The 25,553-nt window shown below is 65.5% G+C and carries 22 protein-coding genes and 1 tRNA gene; 13 read left to right on the forward strand and 10 right to left on the reverse strand.

What is annotated here, in order from left to right; genetic code table 11:
- The first annotated feature begins 119 nt into the window (after positions 1-119).
- Positions 120-2,780, forward strand: coding sequence for a DNA polymerase I (gene polA, locus ABIA30_RS19485; RefSeq protein WP_370068607.1), 2,661 nt, complete (start codon positions 120-122; stop codon positions 2,778-2,780).
- Here polA and ABIA30_RS19490 read toward each other — a convergent pair.
- Positions 2,777-3,733 carry an MBL fold metallo-hydrolase gene (locus tag ABIA30_RS19490; RefSeq protein ID WP_370068355.1) on the reverse strand — a complete coding sequence of 319 codons (957 nt, stop codon included), beginning with the start codon at positions 3,731-3,733 and terminating at the stop codon, positions 2,777-2,779. The two genes, polA and ABIA30_RS19490, sit on opposite strands and share 4 nt — an antisense overlap.
- A gap of 50 nt (positions 3,734-3,783) precedes the next feature.
- Here ABIA30_RS19490 and ABIA30_RS19495 point away from each other — a divergent pair, with 50 nt between their 5' ends.
- Positions 3,784-4,170 (forward strand): MerR family transcriptional regulator, encoded by a 387-nt coding sequence (locus ABIA30_RS19495; protein ID WP_370068357.1) that lies wholly within the window; start codon positions 3,784-3,786, stop codon positions 4,168-4,170.
- Between the two features lie 12 nt (positions 4,171-4,182).
- Here ABIA30_RS19495 and ABIA30_RS19500 read toward each other — a convergent pair whose 3' ends face one another.
- The gene (locus tag ABIA30_RS19500) at positions 4,183-5,280 is read right to left on the reverse strand and encodes a PrsW family intramembrane metalloprotease (RefSeq protein ID WP_370068609.1); all 1,098 of its coding nucleotides are present in this window, start codon (positions 5,278-5,280) and stop codon (positions 4,183-4,185) included.
- A gap of 227 nt (positions 5,281-5,507) precedes the next feature.
- On the opposite strand from ABIA30_RS19500, the gene rpsA reads away from it, so the two are divergent.
- Both rpsA and coaE read left to right on the forward strand, forming a co-directional pair.
- The gene (rpsA, locus tag ABIA30_RS19505; RefSeq protein ID WP_370068359.1) at positions 5,508-6,950 is read left to right on the forward strand and encodes a 30S ribosomal protein S1; all 1,443 of its coding nucleotides are present in this window, start codon (positions 5,508-5,510) and stop codon (positions 6,948-6,950) included.
- A gap of 159 nt (positions 6,951-7,109) precedes the next feature.
- Positions 7,110-8,324 carry a dephospho-CoA kinase gene (gene coaE, locus ABIA30_RS19510; protein ID WP_370068361.1) on the forward strand — a complete coding sequence of 405 codons (1,215 nt, stop codon included), beginning with the start codon at positions 7,110-7,112 and terminating at the stop codon, positions 8,322-8,324.
- Here coaE and ABIA30_RS19515 read toward each other — a convergent pair.
- Positions 8,321-8,941, reverse strand: a complete 621-nt coding sequence (locus ABIA30_RS19515) for a hypothetical protein (protein ID WP_370068363.1) — start codon at positions 8,939-8,941, stop codon at positions 8,321-8,323. The two genes, coaE and ABIA30_RS19515, sit on opposite strands and share 4 nt — an antisense overlap.
- Before the next feature lie 39 nt (positions 8,942-8,980).
- Positions 8,981-9,490, reverse strand: coding sequence for a DUF402 domain-containing protein (locus ABIA30_RS19520; RefSeq protein ID WP_370068611.1), 510 nt, complete (start codon positions 9,488-9,490; stop codon positions 8,981-8,983).
- A 245-nt stretch (positions 9,491-9,735) separates the two neighbouring features.
- On the opposite strand from ABIA30_RS19520, the gene uvrB reads away from it, so the two are divergent.
- The gene (uvrB, locus tag ABIA30_RS19525; RefSeq protein WP_370068613.1) at positions 9,736-11,844 is read left to right on the forward strand and encodes an excinuclease ABC subunit UvrB; all 2,109 of its coding nucleotides are present in this window, start codon (positions 9,736-9,738) and stop codon (positions 11,842-11,844) included.
- A gap of 7 nt (positions 11,845-11,851) precedes the next feature.
- Positions 11,852-13,246: an MFS transporter gene (locus ABIA30_RS19530; RefSeq protein WP_370068615.1), complete on the forward strand. Its 1,395-nt coding sequence runs from the start codon at positions 11,852-11,854 to the stop codon at positions 13,244-13,246.
- 6 nt (positions 13,247-13,252) lie between these two features.
- Here ABIA30_RS19530 and ABIA30_RS19535 read toward each other — a convergent pair whose 3' ends face one another.
- Positions 13,253-14,230 carry an acyl-ACP desaturase gene (locus tag ABIA30_RS19535; RefSeq protein WP_370068365.1) on the reverse strand — a complete coding sequence of 326 codons (978 nt, stop codon included), beginning with the start codon at positions 14,228-14,230 and terminating at the stop codon, positions 13,253-13,255.
- Between the two features lie 111 nt (positions 14,231-14,341).
- Positions 14,342-15,076 (reverse strand): MgtC/SapB family protein, encoded by a 735-nt coding sequence (locus ABIA30_RS19540; RefSeq protein ID WP_370068367.1) that lies wholly within the window; start codon positions 15,074-15,076, stop codon positions 14,342-14,344.
- A 108-nt stretch (positions 15,077-15,184) separates the two neighbouring features.
- Here ABIA30_RS19540 and ABIA30_RS19545 point away from each other — a divergent pair, with 108 nt between their 5' ends.
- Entirely contained in the window at positions 15,185-15,787 is a 603-nt protein-coding gene (locus ABIA30_RS19545) for an ABATE domain-containing protein (protein WP_370068369.1), read from the forward strand.
- A gap of 41 nt (positions 15,788-15,828) precedes the next feature.
- Here the strand turns inward: ABIA30_RS19545 and ABIA30_RS19550 are convergent, their stop codons facing one another.
- Both ABIA30_RS19550 and ABIA30_RS19555 read right to left on the reverse strand, forming a co-directional pair.
- Entirely contained in the window at positions 15,829-16,305 is a 477-nt protein-coding gene (locus ABIA30_RS19550; RefSeq protein ID WP_370068371.1) for a nuclear transport factor 2 family protein, read from the reverse strand.
- Between the two features lie 30 nt (positions 16,306-16,335).
- A complete protein-coding gene (locus tag ABIA30_RS19555) occupies positions 16,336-16,902 on the reverse strand; it encodes a TetR/AcrR family transcriptional regulator (RefSeq protein WP_370068373.1) in 567 nt (188 codons plus the stop codon).
- A gap of 110 nt (positions 16,903-17,012) precedes the next feature.
- Here ABIA30_RS19555 and ABIA30_RS19560 point away from each other — a divergent pair.
- From ABIA30_RS19560 to ABIA30_RS19580, 5 genes are all read left to right on the forward strand, one after another.
- Positions 17,013-17,083: transfer RNA gene (locus ABIA30_RS19560), tRNA-Cys, on the forward strand.
- 509 nt (positions 17,084-17,592) lie between these two features.
- Positions 17,593-17,928, forward strand: a complete 336-nt coding sequence (locus ABIA30_RS19565) for a hypothetical protein (RefSeq protein ID WP_370068375.1) — start codon at positions 17,593-17,595, stop codon at positions 17,926-17,928.
- A 165-nt stretch (positions 17,929-18,093) separates the two neighbouring features.
- Positions 18,094-18,945, forward strand: coding sequence for an acyl-CoA thioesterase (locus ABIA30_RS19570; RefSeq protein WP_370068377.1), 852 nt, complete (start codon positions 18,094-18,096; stop codon positions 18,943-18,945).
- A gap of 246 nt (positions 18,946-19,191) precedes the next feature.
- Positions 19,192-19,635, forward strand: a complete 444-nt coding sequence (locus ABIA30_RS19575; protein WP_370068379.1) for a universal stress protein — start codon at positions 19,192-19,194, stop codon at positions 19,633-19,635.
- Between the two features lie 122 nt (positions 19,636-19,757).
- On the forward strand, positions 19,758-20,672 hold the full coding sequence (locus ABIA30_RS19580; RefSeq protein ID WP_370068381.1) for an LLM class F420-dependent oxidoreductase: 915 nt from the start codon (positions 19,758-19,760) through the stop codon (positions 20,670-20,672).
- A gap of 4 nt (positions 20,673-20,676) precedes the next feature.
- On the opposite strand, the gene ABIA30_RS19585 is transcribed toward ABIA30_RS19580, so the two are convergent.
- Positions 20,677-21,345: an MBL fold metallo-hydrolase gene (locus ABIA30_RS19585; protein WP_370068383.1), complete on the reverse strand. Its 669-nt coding sequence runs from the start codon at positions 21,343-21,345 to the stop codon at positions 20,677-20,679.
- 89 nt (positions 21,346-21,434) lie between these two features.
- Between ABIA30_RS19585 and uvrA the strand changes: the two genes are divergently transcribed.
- Entirely contained in the window at positions 21,435-24,338 is a 2,904-nt protein-coding gene (gene uvrA, locus ABIA30_RS19590; RefSeq protein WP_370068385.1) for an excinuclease ABC subunit UvrA, read from the forward strand.
- Positions 24,339-24,371: 33 nt separating this feature from the next.
- Here uvrA and ABIA30_RS19595 read toward each other — a convergent pair whose 3' ends face one another.
- Positions 24,372-25,553 carry a winged helix DNA-binding domain-containing protein gene (locus ABIA30_RS19595; RefSeq protein ID WP_370068387.1) on the reverse strand — a complete coding sequence of 394 codons (1,182 nt, stop codon included), beginning with the start codon at positions 25,551-25,553 and terminating at the stop codon, positions 24,372-24,374.

Raw genomic sequence — 25,553 nt, forward strand, 5'->3', positions numbered from 1 at the left:
ACTGATCGTCGATAGGGGCGGCCCCGCAGTCGCTGGGAGACGGGCGCTGCGCAACCGTGTCACCCGGGCTGCCTAGAGTGATACGGGTGAGTTCTCCCGCAGGTGACAAGCCCACACTCATGCTCTTGGACGGAAACTCCCTGGCATTTCGGGCTTTCTATGCCCTGCCGGCGGAGAACTTCAAGACCCAGGGCGGCTTGACCACCAACGCGGTGTACGGGTTCACCGCGATGCTGATCAATCTGCTGCGCGACGAGAAGCCGACGCATGTTGCCGCCGCGTTCGACGTATCCCGCAAGACGTTCCGGCTGGCCAAGTACCCCGAATACAAGGCCGGGCGAGCCGCGACTCCGGATGAGTTCCGCGGCCAGATCGATATCGCCAAGGAAGTGCTGGGCGCCCTCGGCATCACGGTGTTGGCCGAGGAAGGGTTCGAGGCCGACGACCTGATCGCCACGCTGGCCACCCAGGCTGAGGCTGCGGGCTTCCGGGTGCTGGTGGTCACCGGCGACCGCGACTCGCTGCAATTGGTCAGCGACGACGTGACCGTGTTGTACCCGAAGAAGGGCGTCAGCGATCTGCACCGTTTCACCCCCGACGCGGTGGTGGAGAAGTACGGCCTGACCCCGAAGCAGTACCCGGACTTCGCGGCGCTGCGCGGCGATCCGAGCGACAACCTGCCCGGCATCCCGGGGGTGGGGGAGAAGACCGCCGCCAAGTGGATCGTGCAATACGGATCGCTGCAGGACCTGGTCGACCACGTCGACGAGGTCAAAGGCAAGGTCGGAGATTCGTTGCGCGCCAACCTCTCCAACGTCATCCTGAACCGCGAGCTGACCGACCTCGTCAAGGACGTCCCGCTGCCGCACACTCCCGAGGGGCTACGGGTGCAGACCTGGGACCGCGACAGGATCCACCAGTTGTTCGACGATCTGGAATTCCGGGTACTGCGCGATCGGCTCTTCGACACCCTCTCGCCGGTCGAACCCGAAGTCGAACTCGGATTCGACGTCCGCGGCGGACTGTTGGAACCGGGCACGCTGGCGGCGTGGCTTGCCGAGCACAGCAATGGCTCACGTTTTGGTGTGGCCGTCACCGGAACCCGCACGGCGTTCGACGCGGATGCCACCGCGTTGGCGATCGTCTCGGCCAACGGTGAAGGCGTCTACATCGACACCGTGCGCCTCGACCCGGAGGACGAGGCGGCGTTGGCGTCCTGGCTCGCCGATCCGGGGCCGCCCAAGGCACTGCACGAGGCCAAGGTTGCCGCGCACGATTTGGCCGGACGAGGCTGGAAGCTGGCCGGTGTCACCTCGGACACCGCGCTGGCGGCGTATCTGGTGCGCCCCGGACAACGCAGCTTCGCCCTCGACGACCTTTCGGTGCGCTACCTGGGCCGCGAACTACGTGCGGAAAGTGCACAGCAGCAACAACTTTCCCTGCTCGATGACGCCGACGAGGTCGATGAGCAGGCCATCCAGTCATTGATCATCCGGGCGGCGGCGGTCGGAGAGCTTGCCGACGCGCTGGACCTGGAGCTGGCCCGGATCGACTCGTCAGCGTTGCTCGGGCAGATGGAACTGCCGGTGCAGCGTGCCCTCGCCGAGATGGAAGAGGTCGGAATCGGCATCGACCTGGATTTGCTCGGTCGGTTGCAAAGCCAGTTCGCCGATCAGATCCGTGACGCCGCCGAGGCTGCCTACGCGGTGATCGGCGAGCAGATCAACCTGGGTTCGCCCAAGCAGTTGCAGGTGGTGCTGTTCGACAAGCTCGAGATGCCCAAGACCAAGCGCACCAAGACCGGTTACACCACCGATGCCGATGCGCTGCAGTCGCTTCTGGACAAGACCGGGCATCCATTTCTGCAGCATCTGCTGGCCCACCGCGATGCCACTCGGCTCAAGGTCACCGTCGACGGGCTGCTCAACGCGGTGGCCTCCGACGGCCGCATCCACACCACGTTCAACCAGACCATCGCCGCCACCGGCCGGCTGTCGTCGACCGAACCGAACCTGCAGAACATCCCGATCCGCACCGAGGCGGGCCGCCTGATCCGCGAGGGCTTCGTGGTCGGGGCAGGCTACGCCGAGCTGATGACGGCTGACTACAGCCAGATCGAGATGCGCATCATGGCGCACCTGTCCGGCGACGCCGGCCTGATCGAGGCGTTCAACACCGGAGAAGACCTGCACACGTTCGTCGGATCGCGCGCGTTCGGCGTTCCCATCGAAGAGGTCACACCGGAACTGCGCCGCCGGGTCAAGGCGATGTCCTACGGCCTGGCCTACGGGCTTTCCGCGTACGGTCTCGCGTCGCAGCTGAAGATCTCGACCGAAGAAGCCAAGCAACAGATGGACCAGTACTTCGACCGATTCGGTGGGGTGCGGGACTACCTGCAGTCGGTGGTCGAGCAGGCCCGCAAGGATGGCTATACCCAGACGGTGTTCGGTCGTCGCCGCTACCTGCCCGAGCTGGACAGCAGTAACCGTCAGGTGCGGGAGGCGGCCGAGCGTGCGGCGCTCAACGCGCCGATCCAGGGCAGCGCTGCCGACATCATCAAGGTCGCGATGATCAACGTCGACCGCGCCATGAAGGACGCCGGTTTACGGTCGCGGATGCTGCTGCAGGTGCACGACGAGCTGTTGTTCGACGTCGCCGACGGCGAACGGGACACGCTGGAGGCCCTGGTGCGCGAGCAGATGGGCAGCGCGTATGCGTTGGACGTGCCGCTGGAAGTGTCGGTCGGGTACGGACCGAACTGGGACGCGGCGGCCCACTAGCCGTGCGGGTGCAGTCGGGCGGCCGCAGCATGATCATGGCTGGGCACGATGAGCATCTGGTCGCGGATGACGTGCAGCCGATGCAAGGTGCGGAAGGCCTCGTCACGGTCCTCGTCGACCAAGAGGCCCGGATAGCTCGGGCGCTGTCGGAGGTGTTCGACCTGCAGGCTGTGCCACGCCGCGTCGCCGGCCAGCAGTACGCGGCCGGCTGCGGTGTTGGCCAGGATGCCAACGCTGCCCGGGGTGTGACCGGCCAGATCGACCAACAGCACCGAGCCATCGCCGAACAAGTCATGGCTGCGGTCGAAGGTGGCAACCGGGGGTCCGTCGAGCTCGAATGTCGTGATCGTTCGGTCGCGTAGGGCCGACCGCACACCGCCGACCGGGGCGACGGGTCCACCGCCCGCCCATTCGAATTCGGTTCGGTGCAGCTGCAACGGCACCGAGGGCAGGTCCAGCAGGCCGCAGACGTGGTCCCAGTGCAGGTGGGTCGGCAACGCGAAATCAACTGTCGAGTCCGCGAGCGCCTCGGCCAGTGCGGCGGCGGTGCTGACGACGTCCGTCGGCGGAAGCACTGCCGGGCGCAGCACGCCCGGCAACTCGACGAGCACTCGTTGTCGTACGTCGGTGCAGATTCCAGGGTCGACAACGAACCGCGCAGCCGGATGTTCGACGACGAATGCCGTGATCGCGACGTCGATGCGACGCGGCGTACGCATGCCCTCGACGACTGCCGATGTGGGAACGGGCTTGGCTACCTGACGCAGGGCTTGGACCCGGACTACCTGGCCGGCCGTGGGCAACTCGGTGTCGACCAGGGAACGGAGGAATCGTTCGTCGGGTCGGCGTGGCCGAAGCAGCCCGATGGGTACCTGAGCGATTGCCGAGCAGCACGTACGCAGGCTGGGTTGGTGTACCGGCGAGGCGGGCAGAACTGGCGGAATTGTCGTCATACGTGCGACGCTAAAACTTCAGGTCGACCTGAAGTCAAGCGGAGGTCTCGATGACATCGACACTGTCGGTAGGTGCTGCGGCTGCGGTCATCGGTGTCGAAGCACATGTACTGCGGCACTGGGAGGACGTCGGCGTTCTGATTCCCGATCGGACCGCGACTGGTCACCGGCGCTACAGCGACGAGCATGTGGCGCGGGCCAGGATCATCCGGCTGTGCCAGGGCGCAGGGCTGTCACTGGCCGACATCCGTGAACTCGGTGGTGCCGATCGGGTGCGGCAGATCGGCCTCATCGAGCATTCACGGGAACGGATTCGCGCTGATCTGGCCACGTTGCAGCGTGCTGATCAATTCCTGTCGCACGTGGTGCAGTGCATTCATCCGATGGTGTCTGAGTGCCCTGACTGCGCAGCCTTCGCCCGCTCTGCCCCGCGATGAGGTGTGGCTGGACTAGTAGGCGCGGTAGTTGGACAGCCACTGCAGCACGGGTGCCGCGGCGCGGGTGGCGGTCAGCCAGTACGCCTCTTCCGCATGCAGCTGATAGGTCCGCTGATCGGCCAGCCCCCGGTCGATCCGCTCGCGGACGAATGCCAACTCGACCACCTGCACGGCGAACTCCTTGACCGACTTGCCGGCTGCTTTGCCACCCATCTGCGTCGCCACCGTGATCGCTGTCCGGCGAGTCCGAAGTGAACCGAGCCAGGTGGCCTCATTCGGCGTGATCAGCCTCGACTCGACCAGACCCGGAAGCTTGCCCGCGACCACCCGCTGCTCCCGCCGGCGGCTGTAGACGGCGATCCCGATGGCGAGCGTGAAGATGGGAACCATCCAGCACACGTAGATCAGCAGGTACATGCCGGCGCCGACGGTTGCCGATCCGTTCCACAACGAGTGCATGACGACTGCTCCGCAGTAGCCGAGCAGGATCAAAAGCACCTTGGCGACGGCACCGCGCTGTTGCAGCGCGAGATAGACGCCGATGGCGGTCATGCTCGTGAACAGCGGGTGCGCGAACGGGCCCAGGATCAACCGGAAGCCCGCGGTGAGCAGGGATTTCGCGATCGAATCGCCGATGCCGATGTAGAAGATGTTCTCCAGCCAGGCGAACCCGGCGGCGACGAACCCGGCGTAGACCAGGCAATCGGTCAGCGAGTTCAGTTCGTTGCGTCGGCGGCCGGTGAGCATCAACAGCAGGAACATGCCTTTGGCTGCTTCTTCGATGACCGGGGCGCCGAGTGCCATGGCCGCGAATCCGTCCTTGCCCAGTAGCGGCATGGACGCGGTCTCCAACAGCAGCGATATCGCCACACTGATCGAGGCGCCCCAGACGAACGCGAAGATCAGCAGCCGTGGCGGCTCGGGTTCCCATCGGTCGAGCCACAGGTAAGCCAGCAGGACCAGCACCGTGGTGATGCTGGAGAGCACGAAACCGAGCGTCGTGCCGACCGGCCGGGCGACTGTGCTGAGTAGCAGGATGCAGCCGATCAGCACGCCCAGCCCGATGATCACGCCCAGCGGCGCGCCGACCTTGCGGATTCGCCGCGGCATCGGTGCCACGTAGGGATACGGCGGCGGCACGGGTGACGGAGCGGGGTACACGACAGGCAGAGTAACCGTCGCGGGCGCGATTCCTGTGAAGCATCTGCGCACCGGGTTTGGCCTGCGTGTACGGGTCTAGTACCCTTTAGCAGTACCTGTGTCCATTGGGCGTCCAGGTATGCGAATTCAAATCACCCCGCACCTACTATTAGAACTTGTCCGGAGCACCCCACCACATGCCAAGTCCCTCCGTCACCTCGCCGCAAGTAGCCGTCAACGACATCGGCTCGGCTGAGGATTTTCTCGCCGCCATCGACAAGACCATCAAATACTTCAACGATGGCGACATCGTCGAAGGGACCATCGTCAAGGTGGACCGCGATGAGGTTCTTCTCGACATCGGCTACAAGACCGAAGGTGTCATCCCTTCCCGCGAACTCTCGATCAAGCACGACGTCGACCCCTCTGAGGTTGTGTCCGTCGGCGACGAGGTCGAAGCCCTGGTCCTCACCAAGGAGGACAAGGAAGGCCGCCTGATCCTGTCCAAGAAGCGCGCTCAGTACGAGCGTGCCTGGGGCACCATCGAGGAACTCAAGGAGAAGGACGAGGCCGTCAAGGGCACCGTCATCGAGGTCGTCAAGGGTGGTCTGATCCTCGACATCGGCCTGCGTGGCTTCCTGCCCGCATCGCTGGTCGAGATGCGTCGGGTCCGCGATCTGCAGCCGTACATCGGCAAGGAGATCGAGGCCAAGATCATCGAGCTCGACAAGAACCGCAACAACGTGGTGCTGTCGCGTCGTGCCTGGCTGGAGCAGACCCAGTCCGAGGTGCGCAGCGAGTTCCTCAACCAGCTCACCAAGGGCGCCATCCGCAAGGGTGTCGTGTCCTCGATCGTCAACTTCGGCGCGTTCGTCGATCTCGGCGGCGTCGACGGCCTGGTGCACGTCTCCGAGCTGTCCTGGAAGCACATCGATCACCCGTCCGAGGTGGTTCAGGTGGGCGACGAGGTCACCGTCGAGGTGCTCGACGTCGACATGGATCGCGAGCGGGTTTCGTTGTCGCTCAAGGCGACTCAGGAAGACCCGTGGCGCCACTTCGCCCGCACCCACGCCATCGGCCAGATCGTGCCGGGCAAGGTCACCAAGCTGGTGCCGTTCGGTGCATTCGTTCGCGTCGAGGAGGGCATCGAGGGTCTGGTGCACATCTCGGAGCTGTCCGAGCGCCACGTCGAGGTCCCGGACCAGGTTGTCCAGGTCGGCGACGACGCGATGGTCAAGGTCATCGACATCGACCTGGAGCGTCGCCGCATCTCGCTGAGCCTCAAGCAGGCCAACGAGGACTACACCGAGGAGTTCGACCCGTCGAAGTACGGCATGGCCGACAGCTACGACGAGCAGGGCAACTACATCTTCCCGGAGGGCTTCGACGCCGACAGCAACGAATGGCTCGAAGGCTTCGAGAAGCAGCGTGACGAGTGGGAGGCCCGGTACGCCGAGGCCGAGCGTCGCCACAAGATGCACACCGTCCAGATGGAGAAGTTCGCCGCGGCTGACGCCGAGGCAGCTGCCCGTCCGGCGACCAGCGGTTCGTCCTCGCGTTCTGAGGAGTCGACCGGTGGCACCCTGGCCAGCGACGCCCAGCTGGCGGCGCTGCGCGAGAAGCTCGCCGGCAACGCCTAAGTAGGTCAACGACAAATGCCCCGGCCGATGGTCGGGGCATTTGTCGTTTCAGCCCGCCGAACGTGCGCGCGTGTCCCGATGTCCCTGCGGATTTGATGCGCAAGCTCACTCTCGCGGGTGGTTGTGGTCGACCAGCGGCGCCCTGACACACTGTGGGGCGTGTTTCGAATCGGACTGAGCGGCGGTATCGGCGCCGGCAAATCGACTGTGTCATCGGCCTTCAAGGAACACGGCGGCATCATCGTCGACGGCGATGTGATCGCCCGCGAGGTGGTCGCTCCGGGTACCGAGGGCTTGGCGGCGTTGGTCGACGCGTTCGGTTCGGAGATCCTGCTGCCCGACGGCGCGTTGAATCGGCCGGGCCTGGCCGCGGTGGCGTTCGGCGATCCGGAAAAGCTACAGACCCTCAACAGCATCGTGCATCCGTTGGTCGGCAAGCGGCGTGCTGAACTCATCGACGACGCGCCGGCCGGCTCGGTCGTCGTCGAGGACATCCCGCTGCTGGTCGAGTCGCAGATGGCGCCGATGTTCCCGCTGGTGGTCATCGTGCACGCCGACGAGGAGGTACGGGTCGCCCGCCTCATCGAATACCGGGGCTTTTCCGAGGGCGACGCCCGTGCCCGGATCGCGGCGCAGGCCACCGTCGAACAGCGTCAGGCAGTGGCCGATGTGTGGCTGGAGAATTCGGGCAGCGCGGACGATTTGGCCGCCAAGGCGCTCGAATTGTGGGAGCAGCGCGTCCTGCCGTTCGCGCGCAATCTGCAGGCTGGGGTAACGGTCGCGGTGGCGCCGGCGGTGGTGCCGTACGACTCGTCGTGGCCGCAGCAGGCCGCCCGGATTCTGGCTCGGCTGGGTACCGCCTGCGGGCACCGCGCGGTACGCATCGACCACATCGGTTCGACGGCGGTCACCGATCTGGCCGCCAAGGATGTCATCGACATTCAGGTGACGGTGAAGTCCCTGGAGATCGCCGACGAGCTGGCCGAGCATCTGCGCGGGGCGGGCTATCCGCGCCTGGAGCACATCACCGCCGACGTCGCCAAGGACGACGCCCGCAGCACCGTCGCCGAATTCGATCATTCAGATGATAAAGCGTTGTGGCACAAGCGCTATCACGCGTCGGCGGACCCAGGTCGGCCGACCCACGTGCATATCCGGGTCGACGGCTGGCCCAATCAGCAATTCGCGCTGCTGTTCGGCGCCTGGCTCGTAGCGAACCCTGATGTCCGGGCCGAATACCAGGCGCTGAAGACCGACGTGATGGCCGGCGATCCGCAGTCCGTCGGTGATTATGCCGACGCCAAGGAGCCTTGGCTCCTCGACGCCTACCGCCGGGCCTGGGCCTGGGCCGACGCGACCGGCTGGCGCCCCTAGCCGGTCGCAGTCGGGTGCGCCGCCGGTGTGGGTGCGTCGGGCGCAGGTGTAACCGGGCTTCCGGCGGTGCCGGGCAGTTCGGTGTCGTACTGCTGGCCCGGCACGAAATCACCGACCGAACCGCAGCTGAGCACGCCGTAACCGGGATCCTGATGCTGCGGCGTCAGGCGCGGTGCGATGAATTGGTCTGCCTGGGCGATGGTTTGGTCATCGACCAGGATCTCGCAGTGCAGGCTCGCCGAGTACGGCCACTGGATGGACACCTGCATGCCGGCGCGCTTCGGATCGCTGAGCACCGCTGTGGACTCGAACGACTCGCCCGGCACCATCGTCGGGGTCGCCGAGTTCAACTGCGTATCGGTGATCCGGTAGGTGACGACGGTCCCGCGGGACACGCCGTCGACCCGGGCCCGGTAGGTGATGTTGTGCGGTCCGGGGCCGAACTGGATGGCGTCGTTCGGCGGGGCGGTGTCGCCGGCCGGTGCAACCGGCGACGGAGGCACGGGAGCAGCGGGTTGGGCGCCGGCCGTCGGCGCGACCAGCAGTGGGGTGCACAGGACCGTAGTGGCCCACATCAGCGATGCCGTGGACAGACGTCCACGCCCGGTCAATGTCATGGTTGTTGAGATTACGCCGCACGCTTGTCTGCGTTGCGGTCAGCTACCGTTTCGCCAGGTCAGCGACATACCTAGACTGGCTGTCCAATCGCGAAGGCAATAGTCGTGACGGACCAGGCCGTCGATCGCGGTGGTGGTGACGGCAATCGCCCGCTCGGCGTCATCGGTGCTCAACAGGCCGTGCCGTACCGCGTCGAGGAGTTCGTCGACGTCTTCCAACTCGACGCCGACGCCCGTCCGCACCACCAGATCGAGGTAGTGGTCGTCGGCGGTCCAGCGCTTGTCGTCGGCCGTGAAGCGGCCGACATCGAGGTAATGGTCCTGGTCCTTCTCATACCCGGCGTTGAAGTGAAAAACATTGGCACGCAATCCGATTGATGGCAGTAGCCAGGATTCCAGGTAATGGAACTGAGCCCGGCCGGGCGTCGGCCGGGCCATGTACAGGCCCCATGGTTCGACGCGGTACACGTCGACCGCCCGCACGATGCCCTTGGGGTCAGTGTTCGTGCTGGCGGCGAGGTCAAATGTCTCGTGCTTGGGTGCGTGGATGGCATCAGCCTACGTACGTATCTGGCCGAAGCCACATGTCGGTAGGCACCTCTACGCTGGTGCACATGGCTTTCGCGACCGAACATCACGCTGGGGCGAGCGAAGCGACGGGAAATGACCGTGCGGCGAGCGAAGCGACGGGAAATGACCGTGCGGCGAGCGAAGCGACGGGAAATGACCGTGCGGCGAGCGAAGCGACGGGAAAAACTCCGCTGGCGCATTCGGAGTACCGGCCGGTTGATGACATGGTGCGGGCCGGTGGTCAGTTCGAGGTGGTCAGCCAGTACGAGCCGGCCGGGGACCAGCCGGCCGCCATCAAGGAACTGGAACGACGCATCACGGCGGGGGAGCGCGACATCGTCTTGCTGGGTGCCACCGGTACCGGCAAGTCGGCTACCACGGCCTGGCTGATCGAGCGGTTGCAGCGCCCCACCCTGGTGATGGCGCCGAACAAGACGCTGGCCGCGCAATTGGCGAATGAACTGCGGGAGATGCTGCCGCACAACGCTGTTGAGTACTTCGTCTCGTACTACGACTATTACCAGCCCGAGGCGTACATCGCCCAGACCGACACCTATATCGAGAAGGACAGCTCGATCAACGACGACGTCGAGCGGTTGCGGCACTCGGCCACCTCCAGTCTGCTGTCCCGGCGGGACGTCGTGGTCGTGGCCTCGGTGTCGTGCATCTACGGCTTGGGTACCCCGCAGTCCTATCTGGACCGCTCGGTCGAGCTGACGGTCGGCGACGAGGTGCCCAGGGATGGACTGTTGCGGCTACTGGTCGACGTCCAGTACAACCGCAACGACGTCGCCTTCACCCGCGGGACCTTCCGGGTTCGTGGCGACACCGTCGAGATCATCCCGTCGTACGAGGAACTGGCGGTGCGCATCGAGTTCTTCGGCGACGAGATCGAAGCCCTGTACTACCTGCACCCGCTGACCGGTGACGTGGTGCGTCAGGTGGATTCGCTGCGCATCTTCCCGGCCACCCACTACGTGGCGGGCCCGGATCGGATGGCCGCGGCCATCTCGACCATCGAGCAGGAACTCGAGGAGCGGTTGGCGCAGCTGGAGGGGCAGGGCAAGCTGCTGGAGGCCCAGCGGCTGCGGATGCGCACCAACTACGACGTCGAGATGATGAAGCAGGTCGGCTTCTGCTCGGGGATCGAGAACTATTCACGCCACATCGACGGACGGTCCGCAGGCTCGGCGCCGGCGACGTTGATCGACTACTTCCCCGAAGACTTCCTGCTGGTCATCGACGAATCGCACGTGACGGTGCCGCAGATCGGCGCGATGTACGAGGGCGACATGTCCCGCAAGCGCAACCTGGTCGACTTCGGGTTCCGGTTGCCGTCGGCGGTCGACAACCGCCCGTTGACCTGGGAGGAGTTCGCCGACCGGATCGGGCAGACGGTGTACCTGTCGGCGACACCAGGGCCGTACGAGATGGCCCAGGCCGGCGGTGAGTTCGTCGAGCAGGTCATCCGGCCGACCGGATTGGTGGACCCCGAGATCGTGGTCAAGCCGACCAAGGGGCAGATCGACGACCTGATCGCGGAGATCCGCAAGCGTACCGAACGCGACGAGCGGGTCTTGGTCACCACGTTGACCAAGAAGATGGCCGAGGATCTGACCGACTACTTGCTGGAGAACGGCATCCGGGTGCGCTATCTGCACTCCGAGGTCGACACTCTGCGCCGGGTGGAACTGTTGCGCCAGTTGCGCCTTGGCGAGTACGACGTCCTGGTCGGCATCAACCTGCTGCGTGAGGGCCTCGACTTGCCGGAGGTGTCGTTGGTGGCGATCCTCGATGCCGACAAAGAGGGCTTCCTGCGCTCGACCCGCAGCCTGATCCAGACGATCGGTCGCGCGGCGCGCAATGTGTCCGGTGAAGTCCATATGTACGCCGACAACATCACCGATTCGATGCGGGCGGCCATCGAGGAGACCGAGCGGCGCCGGGCCAAGCAGGTCGCCTACAACACTGAACACGGCATCGATCCAAAACCGTTGCGCAAGAAGATCGCCGACATTCTCGATCAGGTGTACCGCGAGGCCGATGACACTGAAGCCAACGAGTCCGTTCCGGTCGGCGGCTCGGGCCGCAACGCGTCGCGCGGTCGCCGAGCTCAAGGTGAGCCGGGTCGCGCCGTGAGCGCCGGCATCATCGAGGGCCGTGACACCACGAACATGCCACGCGCGGAATTGGCCGATCTCATCAAGGATCTGACCGAGCAGATGATGACGGCCGCCCGGGACCTGCAGTTCGAACTCGCGGCTCGGATCCGCGATGAGATCGTCGACCTGAAAAAGGAATTGCGCGGCATGGACGCTGCGGGGCTGAAATGAGATTCTCCTGAGCGGCACAGCAGCTGAACAGGTCACCGGTTGGCGCGATTTGCTCGGTTCACGGCATATCGGAGCATCGACCGTGTTGGCAGGCGGCGTCCTGCTGTATGCGACCAACGAATTCCTCACCATCAGCCTGCTGCCCAGCGCGGTGCGACAGATCGGCGGTGAGCGCTATTACGCATGGGTGACAACGGTTTATCTGGTCGCGTCGGTGGTCTCGGCCACCACGGTGGGCCCCTTGGTCAGCAAGCTCGGGCCGCGGGCGGCGTATTTGTGGAGCCTCGGCTTCTTCCTGCTCGGCAGCGTCGGGTGTGCGGTGGCGCCGAACATGGAACTGCTGTTGCTCGGCCGGGTGGTGCAGGGTGCCGCCGGCGGTGCCCTGGCCGGGCTCGGGTACGCGGTGATCAATTCGGCTCTGCCACAATCGTTGTGGCCCAAGGCCTCGGCCCTGGTGTCGGCGATGTGGGGTGTGGGCACCGTGCTGGGTCCGGCGGCCGGTGGATTCTTCGCGCAGATCGGCTTGTGGCGATGGGCCTTCGGAGCGTTGGCGATCTTGACGGCGGCGGTGGCGGTGCTGGTGCCGCTGAGCCTGCCGGGACGGTCGTCGGAGTCCGACGACGTACCGTTGCGAATTCCGTTGTGGTCCTTGCTGATTCTTGGCACGTCAGCGCTGGCGATCAGCATGGCCGGCATCCAGCGCTCGGTGATTCCGATGGTGGTATTGCTGGCCTCGGGCGTGGTGTTGGTCGGTGTCTTCCTGGTGGTCGACCGTCGCCTGCAGATGGGGGTGTTGCCCAAGTCGGTGTTCCAGGCGGGGGCCTTCAAGTGGAACTACGTCACGCTGGGTCTGTTGATGGCGGCGACGATGGCGAACATGTATGTGCCGCTGTTCGGCCAGCGGTCGGCCAACCTGACGCCGCTGACGGCGGGCTTTCTGGGCGTGGCCCTCGCCGTCGGGTGGACGGTGGGCGAGATCGTCAGCGCGTCGGTCACTTCGCCGGTGCGGGTGGTGCAAATCGTGCGGATTGCTCCGTTGGTGGTGGGTGCCGGATTGGCGGTTACCGCACTGAGTCAGCAGGACGATGCGTCCCCGGCGACGGTCACGGTGTGGGCGCTGGCACTGCTGGTGGCGGGTACCGGAGTGGGAATGGCCTGGCCGCATCTCTCGGTATGGGCGATGGGTGGCGTCGATGACCCGTCCGAGGGCACGGTGGCCGCTGCGGCGATCAGCACCGTACAGCTCATTTGTGGTGCGTTCGGTGCCGGTTTGGCCGGTGTGGTGATCAATGCGCTCGGCCGCACTGACGCCGTTGGGGCGACCTGGTTGTTCGCGGTGTTTGCCGTGGTGGCGGGCCTTACCGCGGTCGCGTCGTACCGGGCCGGCGCGGTCGCCGACTGAGCGGGCCTAGCCGACCGCGGTGGACTGGCACTGTTCTGCGCGGGCCGCTTCCCGTGCCAACAGTCGGTCGCGCTGTTCCTCGAATTTGGTGACTTGCTTTTCCATCGTTTCCAGATAGGCGGCGAGTTCCTCGCGGCGCTGCTCACCGCGGGCGGTGAAGTCGTTGCGATCGAAGATCTTCCACTGCCGCAGCGGGGGCAGCACGACTTCTTCCAGGTGCTGGCGCAGGTCGTAGATGCCGTGCTTGGCCATCAGGACGCCGTAACGGCGGAAGTTCGGCATTCCGGTGCCGGGCATCCGGAAGTTCTCGATCACGGCCGCGATTGAGTGCAGGGTCTGGTCCGGCGCCACATCGAGCGCTGCCGCGCTCATCTGTCGGTAGAAGATCATGTGCAGGTTCTCATCGGCCGCGACGCGCTGCAGTAGGCGATCGGCGACCGGGTCGTTACAGACCTTGCCGGTGTTGCGATGGCTGACCCGGGTGGCCAGTTCCTGGAACGTCGGATACACGATGGCCATCAGCGCGCGGGTGCCGATGGCTTCTTCCTCTTGGTCGGTCGGGGAGAATCCGTTGGCCACATGCTCCATGCGGGCCTGCTCCAGGGCCACCGGATCCACGCCCCGGTTCACCAGGAGATAGTCGCGGATGGCGATGCCGTGCCGGTTCTCTTCGGCGGTCCAGCGATTGACCCAGGTCTCCCACGCACTGTCCAGGGACAGGTGCGTCATCGCCTCGCGGTGGTAGGACGGCAGGTTGTCCTCGGTGAGCAGGTTGGTGATCATGGCGGCCTTGGCCAACTCGCTGAGCTGTGACTGCTCGGGATCCCAGTCCTGGCCCCCCGTTGCCGCGAAGTTTCGCCCTTGATCCCACGGCACGTAGTCATGTGGATACCAGTGGACGGTTCGTGCCAGATGCTGATTGAGCCCGTCCGCAGCCACCGGCTCCAGCTCAGCCAACAGTTCAAAATCTGTCAGGTCGCGCAATCGTCCATCCCGTCACCGCTTGGCATTCGTGTGAAACGTAGCAGGAACGCAGGTGTCACTGCACTGCCACAAATTTACGCGGCCGCCAAAGTGGAGGGTCGACGGCTGCCGTTAGTCGGGGTCTTCCTGCAGTTGGCGGACCGCGGAGACACCCACGATCTGGGCGAGCACAAGGGGTGCCTTGGTCACGCCGGAACCCGTCAACGTCACCCGAACGCCGGCATGTCCCGCGGGCGCGCCCAGTGGTTCGCCGGGCGGGTCGGCCTCCATGTCGGCGAGCTGCCAGTTTCTCCGGCTACATGCCTCCAGCAGCTTCGACAGGACGCCGCTGCCATCGGCGTAGGTGACGTGCAGTCGAACGGTGCCGCCCAGTCGGGAAGCCAGCTGGCGGGCCAATGGCATGAAACCGACGATGATCAGGAAATGCATGGCGGTGACCGTGCACGCGAGTAGCAGTAGCCCCGACCCCGCGGCCATGCCGATGGCGGCCGATTCCCAGACCGAGGCCGCGGTCGTCAGCCCGTGCACCGAGCCCCGTCGGACGATGATGATGCCGGCGCCCAGGAAACCGATGCCGGAGACGATCTGGGCAGCGACGCGGGATGGGTCGACGACGACTAAACCTTGCGTCAGGACGTCGCCGAAGCCGTACTTGCTGATCAGCATGATCAACGCTGCGGCGGTCCCGACGATGGTCTGTGTGCGCAGACCCGCGCTCTTGCCCTGGACCTCGCGTTCGAGGCCGATCAATGCGGTCAATCCGAACGCTGCGAACAGTTCGGCGATCTGCCGGGAGCCCTGTCCCGGCCCGCCGAAGAACGCGGGATCTGCCAGCCACTGGTGCATGCCGGTCAAGGTACGGGTCCCGCGGCGAGCGCCTCTCGGAAATGCAATATTGAGGATCTACAAACGGTTGTATGTCATAAATGCCATTAGATGCGGGAGTCTGAGACGATGACTGTTCAACCGACCGAACTTGCACCGCCGGTGCTGGGGCAGGCGTTGCCTGTCGAGCTGATGAACACGGTCTGGGGCGATAGGTACGGCACCTACGACTCGCTGGCCACCGAGGCGGGGAGCGGGGCGTGGCTGGCCGGTCTGGGCGAGCGCCTGCCCGAGTCGATCACACCGAGTGCCGTAACCAGGGAGCGGACGCGCGAACTTCGCGATGCTGTACGCCGGGTCGCCGCGCACGTGACCGCCGACCCGCGGGCGAGTGCGGCATCGTCGGGGATCGAACTCAAGGACGCCATCGCGATCATCAATGCTGCCGCTGCTCGTGCGCCGCACATCCCTGCCCTCGTCAATGGCGCCGACGGTCGTTTTCTCGCCGGCAGTCAAGGCGACTGGGACGACGAGGCACTGCTGTCCTGGTTGGCCGCCGCGACCATTGAGTTCTTCGGTTCCAGTGCGGCTGACGAGCTCAACGCGTGTCTGGCCCCCGGCTGCCTGCTCTACTTCGTCAAGGATCATCCGCGCCGAGAATGGTGCACGCCGGCCTGCGGCAACCGCGCCCGCGCGGCCCGGTACTACGCCCGTCACGGTCGCCGGGGCTGAAGTGTTGGCAGCCAGCGATTTTCATGCCGCGCGACGCCGCGTCAGTGCAGGGGTATGTCGTGTCCGGGTCCGCGTTGGGATTCGGGGCGCAGTCCGAACCAACGGCGTTCGGATTCGGTGATCCGTAGGTCGTTGATGCTCGCCTCGCGGCGGGCCATGAGTCCGTTGTCGGCGAATTCCCACAGTTCGTTGCCGTAGCTGCGCCACCACTGCCCGTCGTGGTCGTGCCATTCGTACTGGAAGCGCACCGCCATGCGGTTGCCACGGAAACCCCACAAGCTCTTGCGCAGCACGTAGTCCAGTTCGCGTTGCCACTTGCCGGTAAGGAATTCCACGATTGCCGGGCGGCCGGTGACGAAGGTATCGCGGTTGCGCCACACTGAGTCGGGGGTGTACGCGGTGGCTACCAGTTCGGGATCTCGGGAGTTCCAAGCATCCTCGGCCGCTTGAACTTTCGTCAGCGCTGTCGTTTCGTCGAAGGGTGGGAACGGCGGCCGGGATTCGGGACTGTCGGACATGGCGGACCTTTCTGGTGGATGGGACTGAAATCACTGGGGTAGTAGCGCCGCGGCCGCGGCCTTGGCCCAGCTCGCCGGCTCTGGTGAGGTCGACACTGCGGCCATCACCATGGCTCCTTCCGCGAGCAGCGTCACTTGCGTTCCGACGCTGGCGGTGGCACCGGCGGTGCGAACCAAATCGGTTACGTAGGACTGGAATTCCGCTTTGTGCCGTTTGACGATCTTGACGATCTCGGGGGAGGACGCGCCGAGTTCGCCGTACGCGTTGACGAATGCGCAGCCACGGAATCCCGGCCCGGTGAACCAGGACTCCAACCAGTCGAAAACGGCCAGGGCTTGCTCGCGGGGGCCGGTGTCGACAGCCGATACGTGCGACTTCAGCGAGCTGAGCCAGCGGTCATTCCGTCGCTCGAGGTAGGCGCAGACCAGCGCCATCTTCGACGGGAACAGTCGATAGAGGCGGCGCAGCGCAAGGCCCGAAGCCGATCGGACGTCATCCATGCCGACCGCATGGATGCCGCGTTCGTAGAACAGCCGCTCGGCGGCGTCCAACGCCTGGTCGCGGACGGGATCTGTTTCTGACGCTATGAGAACCATCGTTCTCACAGCCTACCGCACGCCTGAGAACGATCGTTCTCGCGCAGTGCAGATCATGGCGATCTGAACTATCGCGTCGTGGTTGATCGGCTGGCAATCTAGTGGTCAGTGCGGGTGTGGCTGAGTGGCTAGGCACCGGCCTGCAAAGCCGTTTACGTGGGTTCGAATCCCATCACTCGCTCGTTCAGCGACACGCCGCCGTCCTCTTGACGGCGGCGTGTCGCGTTGCGTCAAATCGCGACACGCCGGTCGGCATCTCCAGTCGGCGAACGGTTTTCCCAGATCGACACCGGGTTCGGGACATCATCCGTCGTCTTGATGGACCATCGTGGGGGTGATGCATCCGGCATCGGGGCCGGCAGCGGCGGATGACCGGCAATGGTCACGATTTGACATCGATAAAGACGTTGTAACGCAATGGTATTCGTTGATCTTTGGAATTCGGTGTGGTCGGCGTACGCGAAAGTGCTTCGATCGCATCCGGTTTCGTCTCGCTCCAGGGTGCTCAGGTCACGGCGCGGTCTCGGCGGAAAGGCAACGGAAAGGCAATCCTGAGGTGGTCCACAGCTGGTGCTTAAACTCTCTAACCATCATTACCCCCATGCCGCCCCCGGGTCTCAATTTCAGGGGTGGCAATGACGACAGGGCCTCTGCCGTCCAACAAAGGGTTGGGTATAGGAGATGATCAGCGTGAAACCTGCAGTGTTTGTCGCCGGCATGGCAATCGCGGGCGGGCTCGCGGCGAGCATGGTCGGGGTTGGTGCCGGAGTGGCCAGTGCCGCGCCTGGTCCGGCGATTGCTCCCGCGCCGGCGTCGGGCCCCGGTGGACCCATTCCTACTGACTGGGACCACGACCACGGTGGCTACGACCACGACCACGACCACGGTGGTTGGGGTGGCCCTCCGGGTCCTCCGGGTCCGCCGCCAGGATGGGCCGAGGCGCACCCGGGGATGCCGTTCCCCAACGGGTGGGCCGGTGGTTGGCAGCCCCAGGGCGGGTTCTGCGTCTTCGAGTTCTGCGTATAGGGCTGGCAGACAAGCCGACTCGTCTAGCGGCGGGTCATTGATCCGGAGGATCCGTGCCACGATGAGGCGGCACGGTCGATCGGAGTCGATGACCCGCCGTTCGGCATATCGGGGCAAGGAGACGCCGCCGGCCGTGCCTGCGTCATTGCCCGGCATGATGCTCGGGTGACGTACCGCTTTCCGTCGTTGTCCGATGTCGTTGCCACCCTGCAGCTCGAGCAGGCCGACGAACACCGGTTCACCGCGCTTCAACTCGACAACCCCAGCCATCACATCGCCGGCGGTCACATCGCCGCGCAAGCGCTGATGGCGGCGAGTCGCACCGCGCCCGGTCGCCGCGCGCACAGCGTTCACGTCTATTACTTGCGCGCGGGCGACGCCCGGTTCCCGGTCGAGCTCATCGTCGAGCCGGCGCGCGACGGCGGCACTCTGTCGACCCGCAAGGTCACCGCGGTGCAGAACGATCAGGTGCTGCTGGAGGCGTTGGCATCATTCACCATCCCGGTTGATGGACTGGACTACCAGGAGTCGGTACCGGATGTGCCAGAACCACTTTCGGTTCCGACCGTGGCTGAGCAGCTGGCCGGCTACGCTGACGAGCACGACGGATTCTGGGTGGGGGAGCGGCCGTTCGAATTGCGGTACATCGATCCGCACCCGAGGCTGGCCCAGGATCTGCCAGACCCGTCGGGGCGGATCAGGATGTGGTGGCGCCCAACGGATTCCGTGCCGGACGATCCGGCGCTGGGCAGCGCGCTGCTCACTTATCTGGCCGGTACCACCATGCTCGAGACTGCGATGACACCGCGCCGTGCGGTCCCGGCGTACACGTTCTCGGCGTTGATCGATCACGCACTGTGGTTCCACCGGCCGGTGAACCTCAACGACTGGGTGTTGTCCGATCAGTTGTCGCCCAGCGGGATCGGAGGACGTGGACTGGCCAGCGCCACCATGTACAACCGCGGCGGCGAGCTGGTGTGCATGGCGACCCAGGAGTTGTATTTCGGCCGGGGCTAGCGGAATTGGTGCGCCCGATTGATTTGTGTCACTACGGGGAAACGAGCGTTCGGTTCGTCACGATTAGCAAGCTCACAGCGACGACGCCAACGACCATTACTGCCGGTAGGGCGCACATTGCTGGGTCCAGCGGGCGAACTCGTGTGGTGAAACCACCCCACATTCGACACGGCAACAGCTACTGTCTGCTGTGAAGCCGGGACATATGCCGGTTGCGGATGAAACGTGAACAAACGGAGGGCATGGATGAGCGGCTACCAGACCGTGGTCGTCGGCACGGACGGCTCGGATTCGTCACTGCGTGCGGTGGAGCGGGCGGCTCAGATCGCGGCAGGGGCCAATGCCAAGCTGGTTGTGGCGACCGCCTACTTTCCCCAGGGCGAGGATCAGCGCGCTGCTGACGTGCTGAAGGAAGAGGGCTACCAAGTGGCCGGCGATGCGCCGATCTATGCCATCCTGCGCGAGGCCCGGGACCGCGCCGAGGCCGCTGGTGCCACTCAGGTCGAGGAGAAGGCCGTCGTCGGCGCTCCGGTCGACGCGCTCGTCGACTTGGCCAAGGACGTCCAGGCCGACCTGCTGGTTGTCGGTAACGTCGGCCTGAGCACCATCGCCGGTCGTCTGCTGGGTTCGGTGCCCGCCAATGTGGCGCGTCGTTCGCAGGTCGACGTCCTCATCGTGCACACCTCGTAACAGACCTCAGTTCGACCGAAACGCCCGGCCATGTGCCGGGTGTTTCGGTTTTCGTGGGCCACCGTGACATTTACAAATACGGTGTCAAATGTCACGGTGGGTGGGTGTCGTCAATTGGTCCAGTGAAATTCGCCATCACCCATCCGATGCACAGTCATCCGTACCACCCAGACTTGGTCGACGGCGCCGCCATCGCGGCGGTGGCCACTGCCGCCGAAACCGCTGGATTCGGCGGGTTCGGCTTCACCGACCATCCCGCGCCGACCGACAAATGGCTGCAGGCCGGTGGCCATGACTCGCTGGATCCGTTTGTCGCCATGGGGTTTGCGGCCGCTCACACCACCGCGATGCGATTGATCCCCAACGTGGTGGTACTGCCGTACCGGAATCCGTTCCTGGTGGCCAAAGCCGGTGCGACGTTGCATCTTTTGTCAGGTGGCCGCTTCACGCTGGCGGTGGGTGCGGGCTATCTGAAGCGCGAATTCGCCGCTCTCGGAGTCGATTTCGACGAGCGAGCGACTCTGGTCGAGGAGGCGTTGCAGGTGATCCGCGCGATCTGGACCTCCGACGACGTCAGCTTCGAGGGCACGCACTTCACGGCTGCGGGCATCACCGCGCATCCGCGTCCGAGCTCCCCGCCGCCGATCTGGATCGGCGGGAACACCGCAGCGGCCCGGCGCCGCGCGGTTGTCTACGGCGATGGCTGGTGCCCGTTCCCGGCGCCCGCGGCGCTGGCCCAGACCGCGCGCACCGCATCGCTGGAATCGCTGGCCGAGTTGAAGTCCGGGATCGATGATCTACATCGGCGGTTGGACGAGGCGGGCCGCGATCCGGCTGGTGTCGACATCACCTTCAGCAACGCGGTCGGCGGTGTGCCGGGGGAGAACTCGTTCGACGCGGACGCTTACCTCTCCGGGATCGCCGAGCTGGTCGGCCTCGGCGTCACGTGGGTGCAGGTACAGGTTCCCGGCGACAGCCTGACGCACGCCAAAGATGCCATCGCGCAGTTCGGCGAACAGGTGATCGCCGAGCTCTGAGCGATCACCAGCCGCGGGCGCGCCACTCTTCGAGGTGCGGCCGCTCGGTGCCGAGCGTGGTGTCGTCGCCGTGGCCGGGGTAGATCACCGTCGAGTCCGGGTAGCGGTCGAAGACCTTGGTGCTGACGTCACCGAGCAGTCTCTCGAAGTCGCCCTCCTGCCACGTTTTGCCGACGCCACCCGGAAACAGGCAATCGCCGCTGAACAGGTGGGTGACTTCGCCGTCACTGAAAGCCAGCGCCACCGAACCCTCGGTATGCCCCTGCAGATGGATCACGTCCAGCGTCAGATCGCCGATCTCGATGGTGTCGCCGTCGGCCAGGATCCGATCCGGTTTGACGGGCAGTGGCTCGGCGTCCAGCGCGTGGGCGGCAGTCGGAGCGCCTGTGGCCTCGGCCACCTCGGTGAGGGCCTGCCAGTGATCGAAATGCTGGTGGCTGGTGACGATGAGTTCGACGTCCGGCGTCTGGCTCTTGATCAGCTCGACCAGGGCCGGTCCGTCGTTGGCGGCGTCGATGAGCAGCGTCTTTCCCGTCGTGGAACAGGTGATGAGGTAGGCATTGTTGTCCATCGGGCCGACCGATGCCTTCACGATCGTCGCGCCGGGCAGGGTGCGACGGGCCGCGGTGCCCGCGTCGACGTGGCCGGTGTACGTGTCATGGACAACAGTCATGACGCCACCGTATCGGGCTTGTCGGTGGCGGCACATAGCATGGCGCTGTGGTGTCTGGATTGCCCAGACTCTCGGGTGAAGGGGAACGTGTGTCCGACCGTCTGATCGTCAAAGGTGCGCGCGAGCACAACCTGCGGGGAATCGACCTTGACCTGCCCAGAGACTCGCTGATCGTGTTCACCGGCTTGTCCGGCTCGGGCAAGAGCTCGTTGGCGTTCGACACCATCTTCGCCGAGGGGCAGCGCCGCTATGTCGAGTCGCTGTCGGCCTACGCCCGTCAGTTCCTGGGCCAGATGGACAAGCCCGATGTCGACTTCATCGAAGGTCTCTCACCCGCGGTGTCCATCGACCAGAAGTCCACCAACCGCAACCCGCGCTCGACCGTCGGCACCATCACCGAGGTCTACGACTATCTGCGTCTGCTCTACGCTCGGGCCGGCACCCCGCACTGCCCGGTGTGCGGCGAGCGGATCGCCCGGCAGACCCCGCAGCAGATCGTCGACCAGGTGCTCGCCATGGACGAGGGCATCCGGTTCCAGGTACTCGCGCCGGTGGTCCGTACCCGCAAGGGCGAATTCGTCGACCTCTTCGAGAAGCTCAACGGGCAGGGCTACAGCCGGGTTCGGGTCGACGGCGTGGTGCACTCACTGACCGATCCGCCCAAGCTCAAGAAGCAGGAGAAGCACGACATCGAGGTGGTTGTCGACCGCCTGACCGTCAAGGCCAGCTCCAAGCAGCGGCTCACCGATTCGGTTGAGACCGCGTTGGGCCTGGCGGACGGCATCGTCGTGCTCGAGTTCGTCGACCGCGAGGATGACCACCCGCACCGCGAACAACGGTTTTCCGAGAAGCTGGCCTGCCCGAACGGGCACGCGCTGGCCGTCGATGACCTTGAGCCACGGTCATTTTCGTTCAACTCGCCGTACGGCGCCTGCCCCGACTGCACTGGCCTGGGCATCCGCAAGGAGGTCGATCCGGACCTGGTGGTGCCCGACCCGGAGCTGACGCTGGCCGAGGGTGCGGTGGCGCCGTGGTCCATGGGGCACAACGCCGACTACTTCATCCGGATGATGTCGGGCCTCGGTGAAGAACTGGGCTTCGATATCGACACCCCGTGGCGGCAGCTTCCGGTCAAGGCGCGCAAGGCGATTCTGGAAGGCTCGGATCACCAGGTGCATGTGCGGTACAAGAATCGCTACGGCCGCACCCGCTCCTACTACGCCGACTTCGAAGGTGTGCTGGCCTTCCTGCAGCGCCGGATGGAGCAGACCGAATCCGAGCAGATGAAGGAGCGCTACGAGGGCTTCATGCGGGACATCCCGTGCCCGGTGTGCAACGGCACCCGACTCAAGCCCGAGATTCTGTCCGTCACCCTGTCGGCCGCCGACGATGCGAAATCCATTGCGCAGGTGTGTGACCTGTCCATCGCGGAGTGCTCGACCTTCCTCAACGCGCTGACCCTGGGCCCGCGCGAACAGGCCATTGCCGGCCAGGTGCTCAAAGAGGTGCAGTCGCGGCTGGGCTTCCTGCTCGACGTCGGGCTGACGTATCTCTCCTTGTCCCGCGCGGCCGGCACGCTGTCCGGCGGTGAGGCACAACGCATCCGGCTCGCGACCCAGATCGGCTCCGGTCTGGTCGGCGTGCTGTACGTGCTCGACGAGCCGTCGATCGGCCTGCATCAGCGCGACAACCGTCGGCTCATCGACACCCTGGTGCGGTTGCGCGATCTGGGTAACACCCTGATCGTCGTGGAGCACGACCTGGATACCATCGCCCACGCGGACTGGGTGGTCGACATCGGCCCGGCTGCTGGTGAGCACGGCGGTCAGATCGTGCACAGCGGCACCTACAAGGAGTTGCTGAAGAACACGAAATCGATTACCGGAGCGTATCTTTCGGGCCGCGAGAGCATCGAGGTCCCGGACCTCCGTCGGCCTGTGGACCGCAAGCGGCAGATCACCGTGGTCGGTGCCCGTGAACACAACCTCAGAGAAGTCGACGTGGCGTTCCCACTGGGCGTGCTGACCTCGGTCACCGGGGTTTCGGGCTCGGGCAAGTCGACCCTGGTCAATGACATCCTGGCCTCGGTGCTGGCCAACAAGCTCAACGGCGCTCGCCAGGTTCCGGGACGACACACCCGCATCAACGGGCTCGATCAGTTGGACAAGCTGGTGCGGGTGGACCAGTCACCGATCGGCCGCACCCCGCGATCCAACCCGGCAACCTACACCGGGGTGTTCGACAAGATCCGCACCCTGTTCGCCGCCACCACCGAGGCCAAAGTCCGGGGCTACCAGCCGGGCCGGTTCTCGTTCAATGTCAAGGGTGGCCGCTGCGAAGCGTGCTCTGGCGATGGCACCATCAAGATCGAGATGAACTTCCTGCCTGACGTGTACGTGCCGTGCGAGGTATGCCACGGCGCCCGGTATAACCGCGAGACCCTCGAGGTGCACTACAAGGGCAAGACCATCTCTGAGGTCCTGGACATGTCGATCGAGGAGGCCGCCGAGTTCTTCGAGCCGATCACCTCGATCCATCGGTATTTGAAGACCCTCGTCGAGGTGGGCCTGGGATACGTCCGGCTGGGCCAGCCGGCCCCGACGCTGTCCGGCGGTGAGGCACAACGCGTCAAGCTGGCCGCCGAACTGCAGAAGCGGTCCACCGGCCGCACCGTTTACATCCTCGACGAGCCCACCACCGGCCTGCATTTCGAGGACATCCGCAAGCTGCTCAAGGTGATCAATGGCCTTGTGGACAAGGGCAATACGGTGATCGTCATCGAGCACAACCTCGACGTCATCAAGACCTCGGACTGGATCGTCGACATGGGGCCCGAAGGGGGAGCGGGCGGCGGCACTGTCGTCGCGTGCGGTACTCCGGAGGACGTTGCGGCCAACCCGGACAGTTACACCGGGCAGTTCCTGGCCGAAATGTTGCCGACGCCGGTGCTTCCGGCCGCGCCGGCCAAGCGGCGCCGCAAGGCCAGCGCCTAGGGCCTGATCAACCGGCCGTGCGAGGCCTGCGGGTCAACTGCCTCGGGACAGCGATTGTGCCAGGGGAGAGGGGAAACGCGGCTTGATCCGCACCCCGTCGAGCCAGTCAGTCAGCTCGGTTGCCTTGCGCTGCAGCACCTTCCGAGCGGTGGAACCGGGATCGTCGACGTATTCCAGTTGTACGCGCCCTTCGACGTCCTGTCCCCAGGCGGCGACCACCCGGCCGTCCCACCACGCCGTCGGACCGGCATTGCCGGAGCGATCGAACAACTGCCCGGCGTGCGGACCCAGATACCAGTCCCGGGCCTGCCAGCCCATGATCGTCGGATCGAGGGCGGGCAGCAGGGCACCCCAAGGCGGTGGCGCGCCAACGGGTTCGAGGTCGTCGGGTAGCACGAAGCCGGGTTCCGTGCTGCCCTCCATGGCGACCTTGACGGCGTCGACGGTCTGCAGCCCGGCGCGGGCCCAGCCCAGCGTCTGACCGAACCACCACTTCACGTCGGTCTCGGTGGCCGGCCCGAAGGCGTACAGCCAGCTGCGCAGCAGGGCGGCGCGAGCCTCGTCCGGGATCAACGTGGCAGCGGACTCGGCGAGCCAGTGCGTCGCCGCCGCCCACAGGGGACGCGCCGTGGTCCACCCACCGTCATTGGGTCCACGCAACACCCGGCCCTGTGCGGACAGCACGGTCAGCACCCGCGGAGCGACGGGAGTGCTTCCGCCCCAGGTCTTTCCAGGCGCCGGATCCCACTCGCCGGCCAGTTCGGGCAATGCGCGGCGCAATGCGGCGGTATTGACATGATCGCCCGAGCCCAGATGCGTGAGAATGGCCGAGGCGGCTTGATCGAGCCAGGCTTCGCCGTCGGTCGCGATGCCGGCCTTCTGTACGTCGGCGATCAGGCGTCGGCGTTCGGTGTCGGCCACCCGGTCGCTGCCGCCGGTCTGCACCGCGGGCAGATCCACGGTGTGCACCACCCACAGCGTGCGCCGCATGGCCATGTGCTTGACCACGCTTCGTTCCTGATACAGCGCGGTATCCAGGTCGGCGACCGTGAAACCGGGCAGCCGCGCCCACAGTGACAGATATGGCGTGGCCGGGTCGGTGCCATGCAAGCCGACCAGTGAGCGCACGATCTGCCCCAGCTCGGCGCCGGGTTCGGCCAGAAAATGCCGCCGGGCCAGCCGGTTGCGGCGCTCGGCAACGGTGAAGGTACGCAC

The sequence above is a fragment of the Mycobacterium sp. MAA66 genome (assembly GCF_041261665.1).
In the GTDB taxonomy this organism is placed as follows: domain Bacteria; phylum Actinomycetota; class Actinomycetes; order Mycobacteriales; family Mycobacteriaceae; genus Mycobacterium.